We start from the raw sequence: 19,361 nt of genomic DNA on the forward strand, positions 1-19,361 counted from the left end.
TTCAGCCTCCACTACACGCCGGCTGCGCCAGCAGCCACGCCTGGGCGGCGGCAACGGTGGCTGCAGCGCCGCGGGTGTGCTCGTCAGGCACTATCTTCCGCCCATCGCCGCGACCGTGGCGGTCCTGCATCACGCTGGTGGTCAACACCAGGGAACTGCCGTCGACCAGCGGCCGCACCACGTTGGCGGTGGACACACCCCGGGTGGGTTCGCCGAAACTGCGCGCCTGCGGGCGACCACGGAATGCCAGCGCCGTCGCTTCGCCGGCACTGGCGGTGTGCGGCCCGGTCAGCACGGCCACGGGCGCGGCCGGGTGCTTCAGCTGATAGCCCGGCTTACCCAGATCGACGATGGCGCCCGCGCCCAGACGCAGGCCAGACGGTGTGGACTGCCAGGCGGAAGGGCCGTCGGCGGTGACGAACGCGCCCACGGTCTCGTCATCGCCGGCGGTCATCCGCAGCAACGGGGCGACACCCAGCAGCATGGGCCACATGTTGCCGCCCGTGTTGCCACGCAGATCCACGATCCAGCCGCAGCGGGTGCCGTTGTCCTGCTCACCGATGGTCGCCTGCCAGCGCGCGGCGCGTTGCTGCATCTTCTGCTGCAGCTCCGGGCCGGGAACGATGGAGAACGCGCCGATCTCGACCCAGCCGATGCGTGGGTCAACAGGCGGTGTATCGGTCGACGTGGCCGTCATGCCTGCGGTGGCGTTGGCGGCGCCGCCGTTGTTGGCCCGTCCTGGCCGCTGCGCTTCCGCGCGCATCCGCTTCGGGCTGAGCCACGCACCGTGCCCGCCCGAACTGCGGCCAATGGCTTCCTTCAGTACGTCGCGTATTTTCTCCGGGTTGCCCTGCGCCGCACTCATGCGTGCACGGATCTCCGGCCAATCCACGCGATCACGGTAGAGCGCCTCGCGCTCCAGCAGGTCCACCAGTTCGATCTGGGCCTGCCGCGTGGGCAGTTCGATGGCGTGGGCAGGTGCCGCCATTGCGGCGGTCAGTGCCAGAATCGTGATGCGGATACCCATGGGCATTCGACGTTCCTTCGCCGGAAGATGGAGGAACGAGGATACGCCGTTGGACGTCGCGCGACGTGTCGTGTTTCGCACTCCTGGGCCGCGGCAGGATTTGCAACTTTGCTCATGGCTGCGCTGCAGTGAAACCGCGAAGGTGGCTTTGCCAACGCATCCAGCGTTGGCCGGGATTGGCGTCCTGAATGAAGTAGTTCAAAGGCGGGCTTGCGAACATGTCGCTGGCCCGAATACTGCACCGTCCGTCGTTCTGCGGCGGGCGGTGCGTGGGGATCTCCCGGATCCGCCGGCTTCGTTCCCTTTGAGCAACTTCACCGGCACGCCAACCCGCACCGCCCGCCACCTTGCACGACGCCGGTGGCCTTGCCTTGTGAGGTTGCCGCCATGACCACGCTCTACCCCACCTATCCCCGTCTGCAAGCCCTGCTGGGCAATGCGCTGCCCGGGCTGGCGTTGCCCAGTGCCGTGGCCGAGGCCCTGGAACATGCGTTGATGGAAGCCGCAGAAACCACACCGCCATCGGCATTCTTCACCCGGTTACGCGGCGTGGCACACGAGGCTGACGATGCACGCGGGCGCGGTCTGGCCGACGCTGCGCGCTGCCTGGCGGCGCTTTCGGCCTGCGGTGGCGTGCTGCTGGCGGCACAGTCGGCGCGGGAGCTGGATGATGTGGCCGCGCAGTGCCCGGCGCAGGTGGAAGAAGGGTTGCTGCAGGCGGTGGTGGTGCTAGCCGGGCATGCGGGCGCGCTGGTTCATGACGTTGTCGGTAGCCGCCGGTAACGTCGACCTTGCTCGACTGCCTTGCCAACAGCCGTCGAGCAAGCTCGACGCTACGGGGTCATGGCGTGTCGACCAAGGTCGACACCTACCAGAGCGGGTCATGGCGTCGGGTGGATTTTCCGGCGGGTCATGGCGTGTCGACCAAGGTCGACACCTACCAAAGCAGGGGCCCGGCGCTACCAGTCTGCGCGCAGGCCGATGTTGCCTTCGATCACGCGCCGTTCTTCGTTGCGGCTGCCGCCTACTTCGCGGGTGTAGTCGGCCACGGCATACGCGCTGATGGTGCGGTTGAAGCGCCCCACCACCCCGATGCCGGCTTCCAGCGCGCGCGAGCGTTGCGCGCTGGTTATCACGTCGGTGTCGAACTGCACGCGGTCCTCGCCGGAGCGGCCGTGCCAGTAGTTCAGCTTGAAGTACGGCTGCCAACCGTTGTCCGCCAACTGATAATCAGCGGCCAGGCGCAGGCCCACGCGGCCGGTCCAGGCGTTGTCACTGTCGAACGACACCGCCGACACCGCGTCGCGCTGGTCATCCAGCGAGCTGCGTTGCCAGATCACCTGTATCTGCGGTTCCAGCCACCAGGCCGATTGCCCGAACTGCAGCAGGGGCTTGCCGGCTTCCAGCGACAGCGTGGTGCCGTCGCCACGCACATCAATGCCCAGCCCGCGCGATGAGCGCATGCGGCCGTCGTAGCGGCTCTGCATCGCCACCGCGTCCAGATATCCACCGTCACGGCCGGTCAGCGTCCAGTACAGGCCCACGTGCTTGTCGTCCAGGCGGCTCTGGCCCACCTGCACGTTCTCCCAGCCCAAGGCCAGGCCGGTCACCCGGCCATCGGCGCGGGTGCGGCCGACGAACACGCCGATCTGGTTGCGATGTGCATCGGCGGCGGCGGCCCAGACATCCAGACCGGCCTGCACGCCCATCAGATCGCCGTCGAAGCCGGGCTGGGCATCGCCCTTCCACTGGATCTCACTGCTCTGCCCGACCAGTCGGCCCCAGGCGGTGCGCAGGGCGCCGGTGTGGTACAGCAGACGCTGCTCGCCCTGGCGCTCGTGGAAGGTGCCCAGGCTGGCCAGCGACGCCTCGCGCAACAGCGGCGGCACCACCGCATAGGTCGCCGTTTCCAGGCGGTACAACGGCACCACGTCGCTCTGCGCAGGTCGCGCGCCGGCACTGGGCGCTGGGCCCAGGCCCGGTAGTGCACCACCGGCCACCGGCACATCGGGCACCGGTGGGTCGCTGGGCGGGGCAACGTCGGCCGGCTGCGGCGGTGGCGCCGGGGGCGCAGTCTCGGCAGCGGTCAGGTCCGGGTCCACCGCCCCTTCGGGCGGCGGTGGCGGGGCCGGTGCAATCGCGGGCGGCGGCGCCACGGGCGGCGTGGGCGGCGGCGGCTCGGCGGTGCTGCCGATTCCGCTGGGTGCCGCCACCGGGCCGGATACCAGGGTGGAGCGCAGATACCAGTTCTCACCGCTGCCCGCGCTTACGCCGCCCTTGAACAGGAAGTACTCGTAGGCACCGGCCGACACCGGGGCGAACAGCGAGAACGCACCGGCTGCGGTGGTTGCACCGTTCAGCGCCTGCACCACCAGGATGCCGTCGGCCAGCGTGGCCGCGCCGCCGCCGCCGGCATTGAGGACGCCGATGCCAGTCGTGCCGGTTGCCGCGCCGCCATCGATCACCAGGCGATCAGTGACCGAATCGTCCCCACCCAGCACGGTGCGCAGGTACAGACCGCCACCCTCACCCCGATAGTTACCGCGGATCGTGAATACATCGCCGGCGCCCACGCCGGTCAGGTCGATGCGCCCGGCATTGACCACGTTCACCAGCGCGCTGCCGGTGAACGGGCGCACCGCATTGGAACCGCTGCCCGCGTACAGCGTGCTGGTGTCATCCAGGGTGAGCGTGCCGGTGCCGGTTGCACTGTCGCCCAGCCGCAGATCGCCATCGAAGGTCAGTTCGGTGCTGCTGGCCAGGCTGATGGTTTCCCAGTTCTGCAGGCGGCCCACGCCGGTCATCTTGACGTTGCTGAGCGCAAGCCGGTCGTTGCCACTGCCGCCGTCGAACAGCGGCACTGCGCCCAGGCTGCCCTGGTTGAGGTTGGCCAGCGTGGCCACGTCATCGTCGGGGCCGGCATCGATGGCGCCATAGACGATGCCACCGCCATTCCAGGTGAAGGTGTCGTTGCCGGTACTGAGCAGTATCTGCCCGCGCACGGTGCCATCGGTGATGGTCACGCTGTCGGCGCCACCGCTCACGCTGATGTTGCCGCCGATATAGGCGGTGCCGGAAATGATGATGGTGTCGGTATCGAAACCGGTCACCACGTTGCCATCCACCGTGCCGCCTGACTGGTCCCAGAGGTTCTTGTCCAGCTTCATGTTGACCCGGCCGATGCGGCCGCCGGTCATCCAGGCCTGGTCGCCATCTTCGAACGCACCGACGATGCGGCCACCGCTCATGCGGAACGTATCGATGTTGTCGCCCTGCTGCAGGGCGCCGATGCTGCCGCCGCTCATGACGAAATCGTCGGCGCCGCTGCCCTGCGTGACCAGTCCGGTAATGGTGCCGCCGCGCACGGTCATCTGGTCATCGCCGTTGCCTTGGTCAACGCTGTCCAGGGTGCCATCGCTGAGCAGCAGCACGTCGTTGCCATCGCCCTGCAGTACGGCACCGCTGATGCTGCCTGCGAGCATCTCCAGTCGATCATTGCCGGCGCCGAACTGCACGCCGGTGCGGCCGCTGATCGTGCCGCGGTTGACCAGCACGCTGTCCCCCGCGCCAGTGAACTGCAGCGCAGTAGTGTTGCCGGTGCTGATGCTGCCCAGGTTGTCGACGCGGCTGCCCCCGCCCAGCTGCACGGCAATACCGCCGGTGGCGGTGATCGCGCCCTGGTTCAGCAGCACATGGCCACCTGCGCCGGTCAGTGCCAGCGGCGTTGCACCACCGCTCTGCAGCAGCTGCGCGCCACTGGCCACGTTCACGGTGATGCCGCCGGCGCCACTGGCCGTAATCGGTGTGATGTACGGATTCGGCGGATCGGCACTGCAGGTGACGGTCTGTCCGGCCACGGGGGCGCTGGAATCGCATCCTGCCCAGGCCGATGGGGCAGCCAGGGCCAGCACCGAGGCGAGGAACAAGGGCGAACGACGTACTGCACACAGATCTGCACGGGACATACAGCACTCCTGGAACGGGGGTCAGGAACTGCGATGCACGGCACTGCTCAGAAAACGGGCGCGCCTACCCTAAAAGAAGCCCCCAAGGCTGGAAGTGAAGATTCCATCACGCGACAAGTGTGACTTCCGCCGGACGGCACGCGCAGCCACGCATGGCGTGGCTCTACTCGCCACATCCACGCAACCCCCACGGGCCGTAGATCCACGCCATGCGTGGATGCGCCCCCCTCACGGCCAGTAGATCCACGCCATGCGTGGATGCGCCTACCCCCGCACGGCCAGTAGATCCACGCCATGCGTGGATGCGCCTACCCCCGCACGGCCAGTAGATCCACGCCATTCGTGGATGCTCCACCCGCCAACCCCACCCCGCTCATACCTTCAAATAAATGCGACGCCGGTCCAGCCACCACACCACGCCCCACCACAGCGCCACGAACGCCGCCGCCTGCAGCAGCGACGCCAACGCCAGCGCCCCCGGCATCGCCGTGGACAGCTGCTGCCACACCCAGCCCCACGCCCCGCTGGCCAGCAAGACCACCGACATCACCGATGCGCCCAGGTAGGCGGTAATCGCGTTCACGCCGAAACGGCGCCCCAGCGCGGGCCAACCGCGGCGGTCAATCAACACATGCCCCAGCCACAGCGCCAACGCGGCCAGACCACCGGTCCACAGCACGTAGCTCGACGTCCACAGCTGCTTGTTCAACGGCAGTACCGTTGCCAGCAGCAGACCCAGCACGGCACAGGCCACGCCCACCCCGGCCAGTGCAGCGCCACGGCCGGCGCGCAGCAGGCCACCGGCCAGCAGGCCGAGCACGGTGGTGGCCAGCGCGCCCAGGCTGCTCAGCAGGCCTTCCGGGTCGTGACCCAGACCGGTGTCGGCCTGCCATTGGTAGATCCACGGCGCAAACCACGCGGTATCCAAGCGGCTGGCCGGATTGGTAAACGGCGCCAGATCGCCGCTGCCCAGCAGCAGCACCGCGTAGCCCACCAGCAGGCCGACCAGCAGCGCCAGCTGCGTGCGTGGCCGCGCATACACCGCCAGCACGCCCACCAGCGCCGCACACAGCGCGATGCGCTGCAGCACCCCCCAGATGCGGAAGTGATGAGTATGCAGCGCCCACCACACCAGCAGGTGCAGCAGCACCCCGGCAATGGCGATGCGCAGCGCGCGCTCCAGCACGCCCTTGGCCAACGCCGGGCGCGCGGCACGGTCCTGCGCACGCGGGGCCACACTGAAGGCCATCGATACGCCCACCAGGAACAGGAAGAACGGAAACACCAGGTCGGTGGGCGTGCAGCCATGCCACTCGGCATGGCGCAACGGCGCAAACACCGCGCCCCAGTCACCGGGGTTGTTGACCAGCAGCATGCCGGCCACGGTCAGGCCACGCAGCGCGTCGATCGAGCCCAGCCGTGCCGACGCCGCCGCGCCCATCACGCGGCCTCGTACTGCCCGGCAATCCAGGTGCCGCGCACCTGCAATGCATCGTCCAGCAGCACCAGGTCGGCCTGGTAGCCCTCGGCGATGTGGCCCAGGCGATCATCCACGTTCAGGAACTGCGCCGGGTAGGTCGAGGCCATGCGCGCGGCCTCGGCCAGCGGCTGGCCGAGCAACTGCACGGTGTTGCGCACGGCCGTGGCCATGTCCAGCGCCGAACCGGCCAGCGCACCGGCCGCGTTGCGCACCACGCCATCCACGGCGGTGATGGTTTCGCCGTACAGCACGTAGCTGGGGTCATCGGCACCGACCGGCGGCATGGCGTCGGTCACCAGCAGCAGGCGCCCGCGCGGCTTGGCTGCCAGCGCCACGCGCAGGCTGGCCGGGTGCACGTGCACGCCATCAACGATGATCCCGATCCAGCTGTCACGGTCTTCCAGCGCAGCACCCACCGCACCGGGCTCGCGCCCCTGCAGCGGTGACATCGCGTTGTACAGATGGGTGAAGCCGCGCACGCCGGCATCCAGGCCGGCGCGGATCTCTTCATAACTGCCGGCGGTATGCCCGGCGGCCACGATCACCCCGCGCTCCACCAGTGCACGGATCGACTCCAGCGGCACCCGCTCGGGGGCCAGGGTCAGCAGGGTCACGCCGTTATCCAGCGAAGCGGCCAGCGCAATCTCCTCGGCATCGGGCACGCGGAACTTGCTGGCATCGTGGGTGCCCTTGCGCGCCGGGGCGATGTACGGGCCTTCCAGATGGATGCCGATCACCCCCGGCACGCCCTGCGCGATGGCATCGCGCATCGCCGCGATGGCCTCGCGCATCACGCCCACGTCGTCGCTGATCAGCGTCGGCAGCATGGCGGTGGTACCGAAGCGCCGGTGTGCCTGCGCGATCGTGCGCAGCGCGGCCACGTCCGGCGTGTTGTTGAACAGTGCGCCGCCACCGCCGTTCACCTGCACGTCGATGAAGCCGGGCAGCAGCCAGCCGCCGCCCAGGTCCACCTGTTCACCGGCGGCGCCCAGCTGCGGGGCGGCATCGGGCAGCAGCGCGGTGATGCGCCCGTCTTCGACCACGACCGCCAGGTCGTCGCGGAAATCATCGCCGGTCAGGATGCGCGCGTTGCGCAGCACCTGTTTGCGCGGGGCAGCGGCCATCACACCGTCTCCGTAACCTTGTTCAGATGCGGCGGCAGATCCGGGTTGAAGCCGCGGCGCAGGGCCAGCGCATTGATCGCGCGGTAGAAGCTCTGCACGGTCAGCAACGGCGCGCACAGCGGGTGCGGTGCTGCCGCCACCGGCAGGTTGCCACCGGCACCGGCCAGCCACACCTGCGCACCGCGTGCGCTGAATTCATCCACCACCGCACGGGTGCCGGCGCCGGTTTCATCGGGCTGGGCGAAGGCCAGCACCGGGAAACCGCGGTCCACCAGCGCCATCGGGCCATGCTTCACTTCGGCCGAACTATACGCTTCGGCGTGCAGGCTGCAGGTTTCCTTGAACTTCAGCGCGGCTTCCTGTGCTGCGCCCAGGCCCAGGCCACGGCCCAGCACGAACAGGTTGTGTGCATCGACCAGACCCTCGGTCAGCGCCGTCCAGTCGCACTGCCACGCTTCGCGCAGCGCATCGGGCAGCAGGTCCAGCGCATTGCGCAGGGCGCTGTCCTGCTTCCAGTACGCGGCCAGTTGCAGCAGCGCGGCCAGCGAGGCCAGGTAGCTCTTGGTCGCGGCCACGCTCTTTTCAGCACCGGCGTGCAGCGGAATGACCGTGTCGGCCAGCTGCGCCAGCGGCGAATCTTCCACGTTCACCAGCGCCACCACGCGTGCGCCGGCGGCCTTGGCGGCCTCGGCATTGCGCAGCAGGTCCGGGCTCTTGCCCGACTGCGAAATGACGATGAACAGCGCGCCGCGCAACTGCAGCGGTGCGGCATAGACCGAACCCACCGATGGCGACGCGGAGGCCACCACCAGACCCAGCTGGGTTTCCAGCAGGTACTTGCCGTAGGTGGCGGCATGATCGGAACTGCCGCGCGCACAGGTCACCACGAACGGCGGCGGCGCCGCGCGAAGGCTGGCGGCCAGGGTTTCCATGGTGGCGTGGTTGCGGGCGAACTGGCGTGCGACCACATCGGCCGCTTCGGCGGCTTCGGCAAACATCAGGGTGGCGGTGGGGTCTGACAGCGACATGGCGGGCTCAGGCGGGTTCGGAAGGAAGGGGACGGGCGCCGGACGGGCGCATCGGCGCAGTGGAACCGCGCACCACCAGCTGCGGCACGAAGCCCTGGTTGTGCAGCGACGCGGGCGCCTCATCGTAGGCATCGCTGCGCAGCTGGCCGATCAGCAGGCGCGCGGCATGGCGGGCGATGTCTTCAGTGGCCTGCTTGGCGGTGGTCAGCGGCGGCCACGACTGGCGCGAGAACGGGCTGTCCTCGAAGCCGGCGATGGACAGGTCGTAGGGCACGCTCATGCCGGCCGACTTGGCCGCGGCCAGCACACCGGCGGCGATTTCATCGTTGGAACCGAAGATGGCGGTGGGCGGTTCGCGCAGCGCCAGCAGGCGGCGCGCACCGCGGAAACCATCGTCGAAGGTGTAATCGCCCTGCACCACCAGGTGCTTGTCCACGGTCATGCCGTAGTCCTTCAGGGCCGCCTCGTAACCGGCATAACGTTCGCCGGAAGAACGGTGCGAGGTGCCGCCCCAGAGGAAGCCGATGCGCTGGTGGCCGAGCTGGATCAGGTGCTCGGTGATCTCGTAGGCGGCCTCGCGGTCGTCCACGAACACGCAGGCACCATCGGCCGGGTCTTCGGTGGCGGCAATGATGCGCACCAGCTTGATGCCGCGCGCGGTCAGCGCCTGGATCAGGTCGCGGCGCTCGGACATCGGGGCGGTCAGTACCAGCCCGGCCAAGCGCGAGCGCTGCACCCAGTCGGCCAGCTCGTCGGCCAGCAGCGGCGAACTGGAATCGCAGGGGTGGATCTGCAGGCCGAAGCCGGTTTCGCGGCAGGCCGCCAGCACACCGTTCTGCACGCCGATGATGTGGTACGGGTTGGGGTTGTCATACACCAGCCCGATCACGAAGGTGGTGCCGCTGCGCAGGTTGCGCGCGGACGGATCGGGTTCGTAGTCCAGCTCGGCGATGGCACGCAGCACCCGCGCGCGGGTGGCCTGCATCACCGAGGGCTCGTTGTTGATCACCCGCGACACCGTCTTCAGCGAGACCTTGGCCTTTTCGGCAACGTCCTTGATGGTCGCTCTGCGCATCGGTTTTTCCTGGGGTTGGCTGCCGTCCATCATCGCCGATCAGCCCCGGTCCTGCGGCAGGCCCACGCGGTGGCCCACCACCGAATAGAACAGGATGTACAGGTAGCAGGGCACCATCAGCAGCACGAAGGTGAGCTGGAAATCGATGTGCTGCTTGAGCAGGGCGAACAGCTGCGGAATGATCGCGCCACCGGCAATACCCATCACCAGCAGGGCCGAACCGGTTTCGGTGAAACGCCCCAGGCCGCGGATGGCCAGCGGGAAGATGGCCGGCCACATCATGGCGTTGGCAAAGCCCAGCAGGGCCACGAAGGCCACCGACACATAGCCGTGCGTTGCCCACGCGCCCAGGCAGAACACCACGCCCAGCACCGCCGACAGGGTCAGGTAGCGCGACTGCGACACCACCCGCGGAATCACCAGCAGGCCGACCACGTAACCGACCAGCATGGCGCCCAGGGTGAAGGCGGTGAACATCTTGGTCTCGTCCAGCGGCAGGTTGAAGCCATGACCGTAGGTGCCGATGGCATCACCGGCCATCACTTCCACGCCCACGTACACGAACAGGCACAGCACGCCCAGCCACAGGTGCGGGAACTGGAAGATGCTGCGGCGCTCGACCGCACCGGCGGCCACCGGCGTGGCGTTGGCTTCGGACGATTTGATTTCCGGCAACGGCGAGAACAGTACCGCCACCGCCAGCACCACCAGCAGCGCCGCCATGGCCAGGTACGGGGCGTGGATCTTGGCGGCGAACTGGTTCAGCAGCACGGCCTTGGTCGCGGCATCGGCCGCCTGCACCTGCACGTCCAGATCGCCAATGCCATGCAGCACCACCGTGCCGATCAGGATCGGCGCCAGGATGCCGGCGATCTTGTTGCAGATGCCCATCAACGCAATGCGCCGCGCCGCCGTTTCAATCGGCCCCAGGATGGAGATGTACGGGTTGATGGCCGTCTGCAGCAACGCCAGGCCGCTGCCGATCACGAACAGGCCGCCCAGTGCGCCGGGGTACCAGCGCTGGGTGGCGAATTCGCCGAACAGTGCCGCGCCACCGGCCATCACCAGCAGGCTCAGGCTCAGGCCCTTCTTCATGCCAGTGCGGCGCAGGATCCACGACGAGGGCAGCGCCAGGAAGAAGTAGGACAGGTAGAACACCATCAGCACCAGGAAGGCGCCGACCTCGCTGAGCTCGAAGGCGAGCTTGACGAAGGTGATCAACGGGCCGTTGAGCCAGGTGAAGAAGCCGATCAGGAAGAACAACACGCCGACGATGGCGATGGAGGTGGCCACGTTCGGGCGCGCGCTTGCAGCGGGGACGGCGGACATCAGGAGGGCTCCTGCGGCGACGGCCGCAGAACGCGGCGTCGGAGAGTGGCTGGGAACAACGTTGTCACATTCTTTCGATGGACGGCGGCGGTTTGTCAACTTCCAATCTGCACCGGTTCGCGCGGGTGCTGCACTGCGCAAGGACACCCGAGGCAATCCCGCTGAATGGGCGACAGGCCTTGACGCTTGTGAGACAACGGCCTGCGGGACCGAACGACCATCACGCGGTGTAAACGTTTACCCGGCACTTGATTCGTTGCGTCGCAGCAACGAAAGTGTCACGAACTCGTTGACATCGTTGTCAGCGCAGTTACAGACTCCGCCCCATCGCCGGGTCTTTCGTGGGCCCGGTACCCACCTGCAGCAGGAGCCCGCGTGACCGCCAGCCATCCCGCCCCGGCCCATGTGCTTTCCCGTCACGCGCCCTCGTTCCTGGCCGCTGACGTCGGTGGCACCCATGTGCGCGTGGCCCGGGTGCAGGCCAGCGGCGATGCCGCCCATCCGGTGCAGGTGCTGGACTACCGCAAGTACCGCAACGCCGACCATGCCGGCCTGGCCGCCATCCTTTCCGACTTCCTGGGCGACGACGCCCGCCCCGCGCACTGCGTGGTGGCCACCGCCGGCTACGCCCGCGAAGACGGCACGGTGATCACCGCCAACGTGCCCTGGCCGTTGTCGGCGCGGCAGATCGAAGCCGAGGTGGGCGTGCAGCGCGTGCACATCGTCAACGACTTCGAAGCAGTGGCCTATGCCGCCGCGCAGGTCGATGCCAGCGGCGTGCTGCACCTGTGCGGGCCCGAAAGCGCCGCGCGCGGCCCGACCCTGGTGGTCGGCCCCGGCACCGGCCTGGGCGCGGCGTTGTGGATTCCCACCGCGAACGGCCCGGTGGTCCTGGCCACCGAAGCCGGCCAGCCCACCCTGGCGGCCAGCACCGCGCTGGAAATGGACATCGTGCGCCACATGCAGCGCGAGCGTGCGCATGTGTCGATCGAACACGCCCTGTCCGGCCCCGGCCTGATGAACCTGTACCACGCTGTCTGCGCCCTGCAGGGCGATGCCCCGCAGCTGGCCAGCCCCGACGCGGTGACCGCGGCGGCCATGTCCGGCAGCGATGCACACGCACGGCAGGCGCTGGATGTGTTCTGCGGCCTGCTGGGCAGCACCATCGGCGACATGGCGCTGTTCTACGGCGCCCACGGTGGCGTGTACCTGGCCGGCGGCATCCTGCCGCAGATCCGCGAATACCTGCGCGCCAGCACCTTCGTCGAACGCTACCTGCAGAAGGGGCCGATGGGCGAAGCGCTGGCACGCATCCCGGTGAAGGTGGTCGAGCATGGGCAGCTGGGCGTGATCGGCGGCGCCAGCTGGTTCCTGCTGCACCACCCCGCCTGATCGGCAATACGCAGTACGCAACACGCTGTACGCGCTGTATCCGCACCACCGCGCAGGTTGCTGCAGAGGCAGCCGTGCGCGTTCCTACCTACCGCACGCCGCCGACACCGCAACCCAGTGATGAGGAGAGACATCATGAACACCCGCAAGACTCTGCTTTCGGCAGCCATCGTCGGCTGCCTCGCCTTCTCGGCGCATGCACAGCAAACGACCCCGCAGGACCTGGACACCGTGCAGGTGGTGGGTATCCGTGCCAGCCTGGAAAAGTCGCTGGACACCAAGCGCAACAACGTGGGTGTGTCTGAAGCGATCACCGCCGAAGACATCGGCAAGTTCCCCAGCACCAACGTGGCCGAAGCGCTGTCGCAGATTCCGGGCGTGACCCTGGACCGTCGCTTCGGCCAGGGCGAGCGTGTCAGCATCGACGGCACCGATCCCAGCCTCAACCTGTCCTTCCTGGACAACCACCCGGTGGCGCAGGCCATCTGGCTGTACGGCGAACAGCCCAACCGCGGCTTCGACTACACCTTGCTGGCGCCGCAGATCCTGGGCCGCGCTGAAATCATCAAGTCCTCTGAAGCGCGCCTGACCGAAGGCAGCCTGGGCGGCACCGTGCTGATGCACACCCGCCAGCCGCTGGACATGAAGCAGAACGAAGTGGCCGCCTCGGTGGGCTACAGCTACAGCCAGCAGGCCAGCGAAGGCAAGCCGAACGCGGCCGTGCTGTACAGCTGGAAGAACGATGCCGAGACCTTCGGCGTGGCCGTGTCGGCGCAGCACTATGAAGAAGCCGTGGACCGCCAGGGCAAGGAAGTGTTCGGCTACGTAAAGGCCAGCACCTTCGCCAACGCGACCGGCGTGGCCGCCGACGTGGACGTGCCGAACTCGTTCAACGCCGCCTGGTTCCAGCAGGAACGCAAGCGCGACAGCGCCGTGGTCAACCTGCAGTTCAAGCCGACCGACGAACTCGAGTTCAACCTGAGCGGCCTGTACATCAAGGAAAAGTTCGACAACTACAACCAGTCGCTCTATTCCTTCCTGACCTGGAACCCGGGCACCGTGAACGCGGTGGACCAGCTGGGCACCGTGCGCAACGGCGTGGCCACCAGCGGCCATTCCGATGCCAGCGCCACCGCCAACAGCGGCACGCTGATCTATGACAACAACGTGCGCCTGTCCGAGGTGACCACCAAGGGCGTGGACCTGCGCGGCGCATGGAAGAGCGAATCGTGGGGCGTCAGCGGCCAGGTCGGCCAGAGCAAGTCGGAGAACAAGGACCTGGCGCAGTACTTCATCGAACCGTTCTACAACGGTGGCTACAGCTGGAACATGGACAAGGGCATCACCTTCGATGACCCGGCCGGTGCCCGCGATCCGGCCAACTGGGGTTCGGCCGGTGGCTGGTTCGGCAACAACGGCGTGTTCTCCACCGAGAGCAAGGACACCTACGCCCAGCTCGACTTCAACGTGCAGTTCGACAGCATCTTCAACCAGCTGCAGTTCGGCGTGCGCCATGGCAAGCACGATGAAGCCTTCACCCTGAACGTGTATGGCGGCGTGACCCCGGGCACCCTGGCCGACGTCGGTACCATCGGCCTGACCGACATCCAGGGCTTCACCGTGGACCAGGGCCGCCACGTGCAGGCCGGCCGTGACAACGTGCTGAACTGGGTGCGCAACAGCCCGATCGACTACAGCAACCCCGATCCGGCCAGCTACCTCAACAACAGCTGGGCGCTCACCCAGACCAACAACGCCGCCTACGCGCAGTTGAACTTCTCCAACGGGCCGCTGCGCGGCAACCTGGGCGTGCGCTACGTCGATTCCAAGACCGAAGGCAGCGGCTTCGTCTACGGTGGCACCCCCACCCTGACCGACCTGGACAGCAAGTGGCAGACCCGCACCAAGAAGGAAGACTTCGTGCTGCCGTCGCTCAGCCTGGCCTGGGACACCGACAATGACTGGGTGTTCCGCTTTGCCGCGGCGAAGGTGATCGCCTGGGCGCCGTACAACCAGATGGTCAACAACACCTTCCTCAATGACACCACCCTGACCGGCTCGGGCGGCAACGCCGACCTGTCGCCGTACGAGTCGTGGAACTTCAACGCATCGGCCGAGTACTACTACGCACCGCAGTCGGTGGTGGCCTGGTCGGTGTTCTACAAGAAGATCGACAACTACATCGACACCTCGGCCACCATCGAGCGCCAGTACAACTCGATCCGCGATACCTCGCCGGCCACCTGGGCGAACATCGTCGGTACCAACGGCTGCACCGCCGACGGTTACTGCGATTACAGCATCCAGCGCCCGCGCAATGCCGGCAGCGGCCACGTGAAGGGCTTCAACATCAGCCTGCAGCAGCCCTTCGGTGAAAGCGGCTTCGGCCTGACCGCCAACTACACCTATGCCAACGGTGAGAACAACACCGGCGATCCGCTGCCCTACCAGTCGCGCAACGCCATCGCGCTCAGCCCGTACTTCGAAAAGGGCCCGGTGAATGCCCGCCTGACCTACAACTGGCGCGACAGCTACCTGGCCGGTGGCTACGTGGCCGGTGCGGCCCCGGCCAGCGTGGATGACTACGCTGAACTGGGTGCCAGCTTCGGTTACACCTTCAACGACAACTGGTCGTTGAACATCGACGCGCAGAACCTGCTGGACGAGACCTACTTCCAGTACCTGGGCGACAAGGAACACCTGGCCGGCAAGTACAAGAGTGGCCGCCGCTACATGGCCACCGTGCACTTCAAGTTCTAAGCCAGCGCAGTGCAACACGCGCGACGGGCCCGGTCTTCCGGGCCCGTCGTACGATGGGATACCGGTGGGCGCCCGCACAGGCGCCTGCGCGGCGGCCACTGCAGGCCGCCCACCACAGGAGTGACACGATGCGATTTTCCCCGCTTGCCCCGCTGCTGCTGGGCACCCTGTTCGCGGCCCTGCCGGCGCTGGCCGCCGATGCGCCGGCCCTGGATTCGGGCCCGGGCCCGCAACTGCGTGATGGCAGCCTGATGCTGATTCCCGCGCCGGCGCGGGTACAGCGCGGCACCGGTGCGGGTATCACCGTGCGTGCCGACACCCCGCTGCTGGCCGACGGCGAAGCCGCACAGCGGGTGGCCGCGCAGTTTGCCGACCTGCTGGCGCGCAGCGGTGGCCCGCGCCTGGCCGCAGCGCGTGAGGGCGCAGTAGCGAACACGGGCAGCATCCAGTTCCAGATCGTGCCGACCTTCCGCGACAGCGGCGAAAGCTACACGCTGGAAAGCGACGCACAGGGCGTGCGGGTGCAGGCCGGCAACGAGACCGGCCTGTTCTACGGCGCCACCACCCTGGCCCAGCTGGCCACCGGCGGCAGCAACGGCGTACTGCCGGCCGTGCAGATTTCCGACGAACCGCGCTTCAGCTGGCGCGGTTTCATGCTCGATTCGGCGCGCCATTTCCAGAGCCTGGACGAGATCAAGCGCGTGCTCGATGCGATGGCCGCGCACAAGCTCAACACCTTCCATTGGCACCTGACCGACGACCAGGGCTGGCGCATGGAAATCAAGCGCTACCCGAAGCTGACCAGCGTCGGCAGCTGCCGCCTGCCCGCCGGCGATGGCGGCATCGATCCGGTCAGCGGCAAGCAGTACCCGTACTGCGGCTACTACACCCAGGACCAGATCCGCGAAGTGATTGCCTATGCGGCCAAGCTGCATATCCAGGTGATTCCGGAAATCGACGTGCCCGGCCACGCCACCGCCGCCATTGCGGCCTATCCCGAACTCGGCTCGATCAGCACGCCGCTGCAGCCGATCAGCGAGTGGGGCGTGTTCCCCAACCTGTTCAATACCGAAGACAGCACGGTGCAGTTCCTGGAAAACGTGCTGGAAGAAGTGATCGCGCTGTTCCCCGCGCGCTACGTGCACGTGGGCGGCGACGAAGCAGTGAAAGACCAGTGGATCGCCTCGGCGCGCGTGCAGCAGCGCATGCGCCAGCTGGGCATCAAGGATGAGATGGCCATGCAGAGCCACATCATCAAGCGCCTGGAAACCTTTCTGGAAGAACACGACCGCCGCCTGATCGGCTGGGACGAGATCCTCGAAGGCGGGCTGCCGCCGCAGGCCACGGTGATGTCCTGGCGCGGCACCGAAGGCGGCCTGGCCGCGGCCAGCGCCGGCCACGACGTGATCATGTCGCCGGTCACCCACCTGTACCTGGATTACCTGCAGACTGCTTCGCCGAACGAACCGCCGGGCCGCCCGGCACAGGTGAACCTGGCCAAGCTGTACGCCTTCGAGCCGGTGCCGGCCGAACTGGCCGCCGACAAGCGCGGGCACATCCTGGGCCTGCAGGCGAACATGTTCACCGAGCACACGCGCAGCTACGCGCGCCTGCAGCACAACCTGTTCCCGCGCCTGGCAGCGGTGGCCGAAACCGGCTGGAGCCCGGTCGCGCAGCGTGATTTCCGCGATTTCCTGGCCCGCCTGCCGGCGCAGCTGCAGCGCTACCGTGCCTGGGGCCTGGCCTACGCCCAGACGCCGTTCCAGGTGGCCGTGGGCCAGACCGACAACCGCGCCGCCAACACGGTAACGGTGTCGCTGTCCAACCCGCTGGGCTACGAGGTGCGTTACCGCACCGATGGCAAGCCGGTGACCGCGCAGTCGCCGCTGTACACCACGCCGCTGACCGAGAAGCTGCCGGCCAGCGTGCAGGCGGCCGCGTTCTACCAGGGCCAGATGCTGGCCGCTGCGCCCACCGTGGTCGACTACAGCGCGCAGTCGCTGCTGAGTCGCCGCAGCCAGCAGCTGCTCAGCTGCGTGGGCGAAAAGGGCCTGGTGCTGCGCCTGGAAGACGACGGCCCGCGCGAAGGCGAGCGTGCCGTATTCAACGTGGATATCTTCCAGCCGTGCTGGCGCTGGGCCGATGCACAGCTGGCCGGTATCAGCGGCATCGACGTGCGTGCCGGGCGCATTCCGTACTACTTCCAGCTGGCCCACGACGAACCGGCGCGCAAGTTCGAAAAAGCCACGCGCGCGAACGGTGAAATGCGCATCCGCCGCGGCGACTGCAGCGGCCCGGTGCTGGCCGAAGTGCCGCTGCCGGAAAAGCCCGATGCCGATGGCTTCGTGACCCTGCACGCCACGCTGCCGGCCGGCATCACCGGTACCGATGATCTGTGCATCAACTTCACCGGTGATACGCGCCCGGCGATGTGGGTGCTGGATGAGGCCACGCTGCGGTAAGCGCCCCTGGGGTCGGATCCCTTTCCGCAGGAAAGGGCTCTGACCCCGCGGGTCGCGTTGCCCCCATCCACGCATGGCGTGGATCTACTACGGGGTCGGATCCCTTTCCGCAGGAAAGGGCTCTGACCCCGAGCCAGGATCCCTCACCCCCGCCAGCGCAGCAGCAGGTCGCGCAGCGGGGTAAAGGTGGTGGCCATGCCCGCCAGCACGCCGATCGTGTTGGCGATGGCATCCATCGCGTCAGCGCTGCGGTTGCTGGTCAGCGCGCCCTGCGCGAACTCGATGCACACGCCCATCAGCACCAGGCCCACGCCCGCCCACAGCAGTGGGCGGCCACGGCGGAACAACTGCACGGCGCTGCCGGCCAGGATGAAATAGGCCAGGACGTGCTCGACCTTGTCGCTGTTCTTCGGCAGGTCCAGCGGCGGCGGTGGGATCAGGCAGACCACGATCACCACCAGCACCGCCAGCGCCCACAGCGCCGCCCACAGCCGCGGCCGGCGCAGTGGTTTGAGCAGCGGCAGCGCCGCACTCACAGGCGCCAGCTCAGGTCACCCAGTTCGAAGGCCGGCTCGAAATCCACATCGCGCTGCAGGCCGATCACCTGGAAGCGCTCGCCCATCTCGGTCGGCAAGGTCAGCTTCTTCACCTGGTCACGCAGCTGGATGCGGCCCACCTCATCGGTGCGCTCTTCGGCCAGTACCAGCACCTGGTCCAGGCCATTGCCGAGCAGGAAGCTGGCCTGGCTGCAGTAGCCGGCCAGATCGAAGCCGGCGTGCAGGCCGGCCTCGGCCATCGCGGTGAAATCCACCGACGCGGTGATGTCCTGCAGGCCCGGCCAGCGGTACACCTCGTTGTGCACGTGGTGGCGGTAGAACGCGCGCACCGTGCCGTCATCGCGGTCGTGCTGGTAGAACTCGGCGCGGCTGTAGCCGTAATCGACGAACAGCATCGCACCGCGCTGCAGGCCACCGGCCACCGCCTGCAGCCAGTACGGCAGCTGCGGCAGCACTTCGGAGCGATAGCCCTCGGCGAAGGGTTTTTCCAGATAGCGCTCGATATGGCGCACCGCGCCGTTCAGCAGCACATCGGCCGGCTGCGCGCCGCGCATGAAGTTGCCCTGGCCATCCAGTTCTACGGTTTCTTCATAGACCTCGCCGTCCTTCACCAGGAAGCGCGGCGTGGGCAGCGCGTCGATCACCTCGTTGGCGAACACCACGCCTTCCCAGTCATCGTCGAACGGGCGGTCCACCCACTCCACGCGCGCGGCCAGCTCGGCCGGCAGGTTCTGCTGCAGGCGCTGCTGCTGGCGCTGGCGCAGGTCGGCACTGGGTTCCAGGATCGCGTAGCGCGCCGGCAGGGCATCCAGCTCGGCCAGGCGCAGCAGCACGGCTTCGGCGAATGCGCCGGTGCCACCGCCCAGTTCCAGCAGGCGGGCGTGCGCGCCCAGCTGGCCGAACACCGGCGCCAGCGCATTGGCCACGCTGCCGGCGAACAGCGCGCCCAGTTCCGGCGCGGTGGTGAAATCGCCACTGCCGCCGAACTTGCTGGCACCGGCGCTGTAATAGCCCCAGCCCGGCGCGTACAGGCACAGTTCCATGAAGCGGGAGAACGGCATCGCCCCACCCTGCGCAAGGATTTCAGCGCGCAGGGCGGCGGCCAGCTGGTCGCTGTGGGCCAGGGCATCGGCTTCGGGCAGGGGGAAGGTGGGCTGCATGG

General features: G+C 67.9%; 13 protein-coding genes. 4 read left to right on the plus strand and 9 right to left on the minus strand.

Going from position 1 to position 19,361, the window contains the following annotated elements; genetic code table 11:
• Nucleotide 1 precedes the first annotated feature (1 nt).
• On the minus strand, nucleotides 2-1,027 hold the full coding sequence (locus C1931_RS16925) for a S41 family peptidase (RefSeq protein ID WP_234412840.1): 1,026 nt from the start codon (nucleotides 1,025-1,027) through the stop codon (nucleotides 2-4).
• Between the two features lie 387 nt (nucleotides 1,028-1,414).
• Here C1931_RS16925 and C1931_RS16930 point away from each other — a divergent pair, with 387 nt between their 5' ends.
• Entirely contained in the window at nucleotides 1,415-1,810 is a 396-nt protein-coding gene (locus tag C1931_RS16930; RefSeq protein WP_108757162.1) for a hypothetical protein, read from the plus strand.
• A 176-nt stretch (nucleotides 1,811-1,986) separates the two neighbouring features.
• Here the strand turns inward: C1931_RS16930 and C1931_RS16935 are convergent, their stop codons facing one another.
• The 6 genes from C1931_RS16935 to C1931_RS16960 form a co-directional block, all read right to left on the minus strand.
• Entirely contained in the window at nucleotides 1,987-4,992 is a 3,006-nt protein-coding gene (locus C1931_RS16935) for an autotransporter outer membrane beta-barrel domain-containing protein (protein ID WP_108757163.1), read from the minus strand.
• Between the two features lie 373 nt (nucleotides 4,993-5,365).
• Nucleotides 5,366-6,433 carry a heparan-alpha-glucosaminide N-acetyltransferase domain-containing protein gene (locus tag C1931_RS16940; RefSeq protein WP_108757164.1) on the minus strand — a complete coding sequence of 356 codons (1,068 nt, stop codon included), beginning with the start codon at nucleotides 6,431-6,433 and terminating at the stop codon, nucleotides 5,366-5,368.
• Nucleotides 6,433-7,596, minus strand: coding sequence for an N-acetylglucosamine-6-phosphate deacetylase (nagA, locus tag C1931_RS16945; RefSeq protein ID WP_108757165.1), 1,164 nt, complete (start codon nucleotides 7,594-7,596; stop codon nucleotides 6,433-6,435). Before nagA ends, C1931_RS16940 begins: the two co-directional genes overlap by 1 nt.
• Nucleotides 7,596-8,624, minus strand: a complete 1,029-nt coding sequence (locus tag C1931_RS16950; RefSeq protein ID WP_108757166.1) for an SIS domain-containing protein — start codon at nucleotides 8,622-8,624, stop codon at nucleotides 7,596-7,598. The genes nagA and C1931_RS16950 overlap by 1 nt, the downstream gene beginning before the upstream one ends.
• 7 nt (nucleotides 8,625-8,631) lie before the next feature.
• The gene (locus tag C1931_RS16955) at nucleotides 8,632-9,699 is read right to left on the minus strand and encodes a LacI family DNA-binding transcriptional regulator (RefSeq protein ID WP_108757167.1); all 1,068 of its coding nucleotides are present in this window, start codon (nucleotides 9,697-9,699) and stop codon (nucleotides 8,632-8,634) included.
• Between the two features lie 39 nt (nucleotides 9,700-9,738).
• Complete coding sequence (locus C1931_RS16960; RefSeq protein ID WP_108757168.1) at nucleotides 9,739-11,028, minus strand: sugar MFS transporter; 1,290 nt, start codon at nucleotides 11,026-11,028, stop codon at nucleotides 9,739-9,741.
• Nucleotides 11,029-11,403: 375 nt separating this feature from the next.
• Here C1931_RS16960 and C1931_RS16965 point away from each other — a divergent pair, with 375 nt between their 5' ends.
• The 3 genes from C1931_RS16965 to C1931_RS16975 all read left to right on the plus strand — a co-directional run bounded on the left by C1931_RS16965 (nucleotide 11,404) and on the right by C1931_RS16975 (nucleotide 17,642).
• Nucleotides 11,404-12,420: a glucokinase family protein gene (locus C1931_RS16965; protein WP_108757169.1), complete on the plus strand. Its 1,017-nt coding sequence runs from the start codon at nucleotides 11,404-11,406 to the stop codon at nucleotides 12,418-12,420.
• Nucleotides 12,421-12,555: 135 nt separating this feature from the next.
• Nucleotides 12,556-15,180 carry a TonB-dependent receptor gene (locus tag C1931_RS16970; RefSeq protein WP_108757170.1) on the plus strand — a complete coding sequence of 875 codons (2,625 nt, stop codon included), beginning with the start codon at nucleotides 12,556-12,558 and terminating at the stop codon, nucleotides 15,178-15,180.
• Between the two features lie 128 nt (nucleotides 15,181-15,308).
• Nucleotides 15,309-17,642 (plus strand): family 20 glycosylhydrolase, encoded by a 2,334-nt coding sequence (locus C1931_RS16975; protein ID WP_108757171.1) that lies wholly within the window; start codon nucleotides 15,309-15,311, stop codon nucleotides 17,640-17,642.
• A gap of 143 nt (nucleotides 17,643-17,785) precedes the next feature.
• Here C1931_RS16975 and C1931_RS16980 read toward each other — a convergent pair whose 3' ends face one another.
• Both C1931_RS16980 and C1931_RS16985 read right to left on the minus strand, forming a co-directional pair.
• Nucleotides 17,786-18,178 carry a VanZ family protein gene (locus tag C1931_RS16980; RefSeq protein ID WP_108757172.1) on the minus strand — a complete coding sequence of 131 codons (393 nt, stop codon included), beginning with the start codon at nucleotides 18,176-18,178 and terminating at the stop codon, nucleotides 17,786-17,788.
• Nucleotides 18,175-19,359, minus strand: coding sequence for an SAM-dependent methyltransferase (locus C1931_RS16985; protein ID WP_108754163.1), 1,185 nt, complete (start codon nucleotides 19,357-19,359; stop codon nucleotides 18,175-18,177). Before C1931_RS16985 ends, C1931_RS16980 begins: the two co-directional genes overlap by 4 nt.
• Nucleotides 19,360-19,361 lie beyond the last annotated feature (2 nt).

Source organism: Stenotrophomonas sp. YAU14A_MKIMI4_1 (genome assembly GCF_003086855.1).
Taxonomy (GTDB): Bacteria; Pseudomonadota; Gammaproteobacteria; order Xanthomonadales; family Xanthomonadaceae; genus Stenotrophomonas.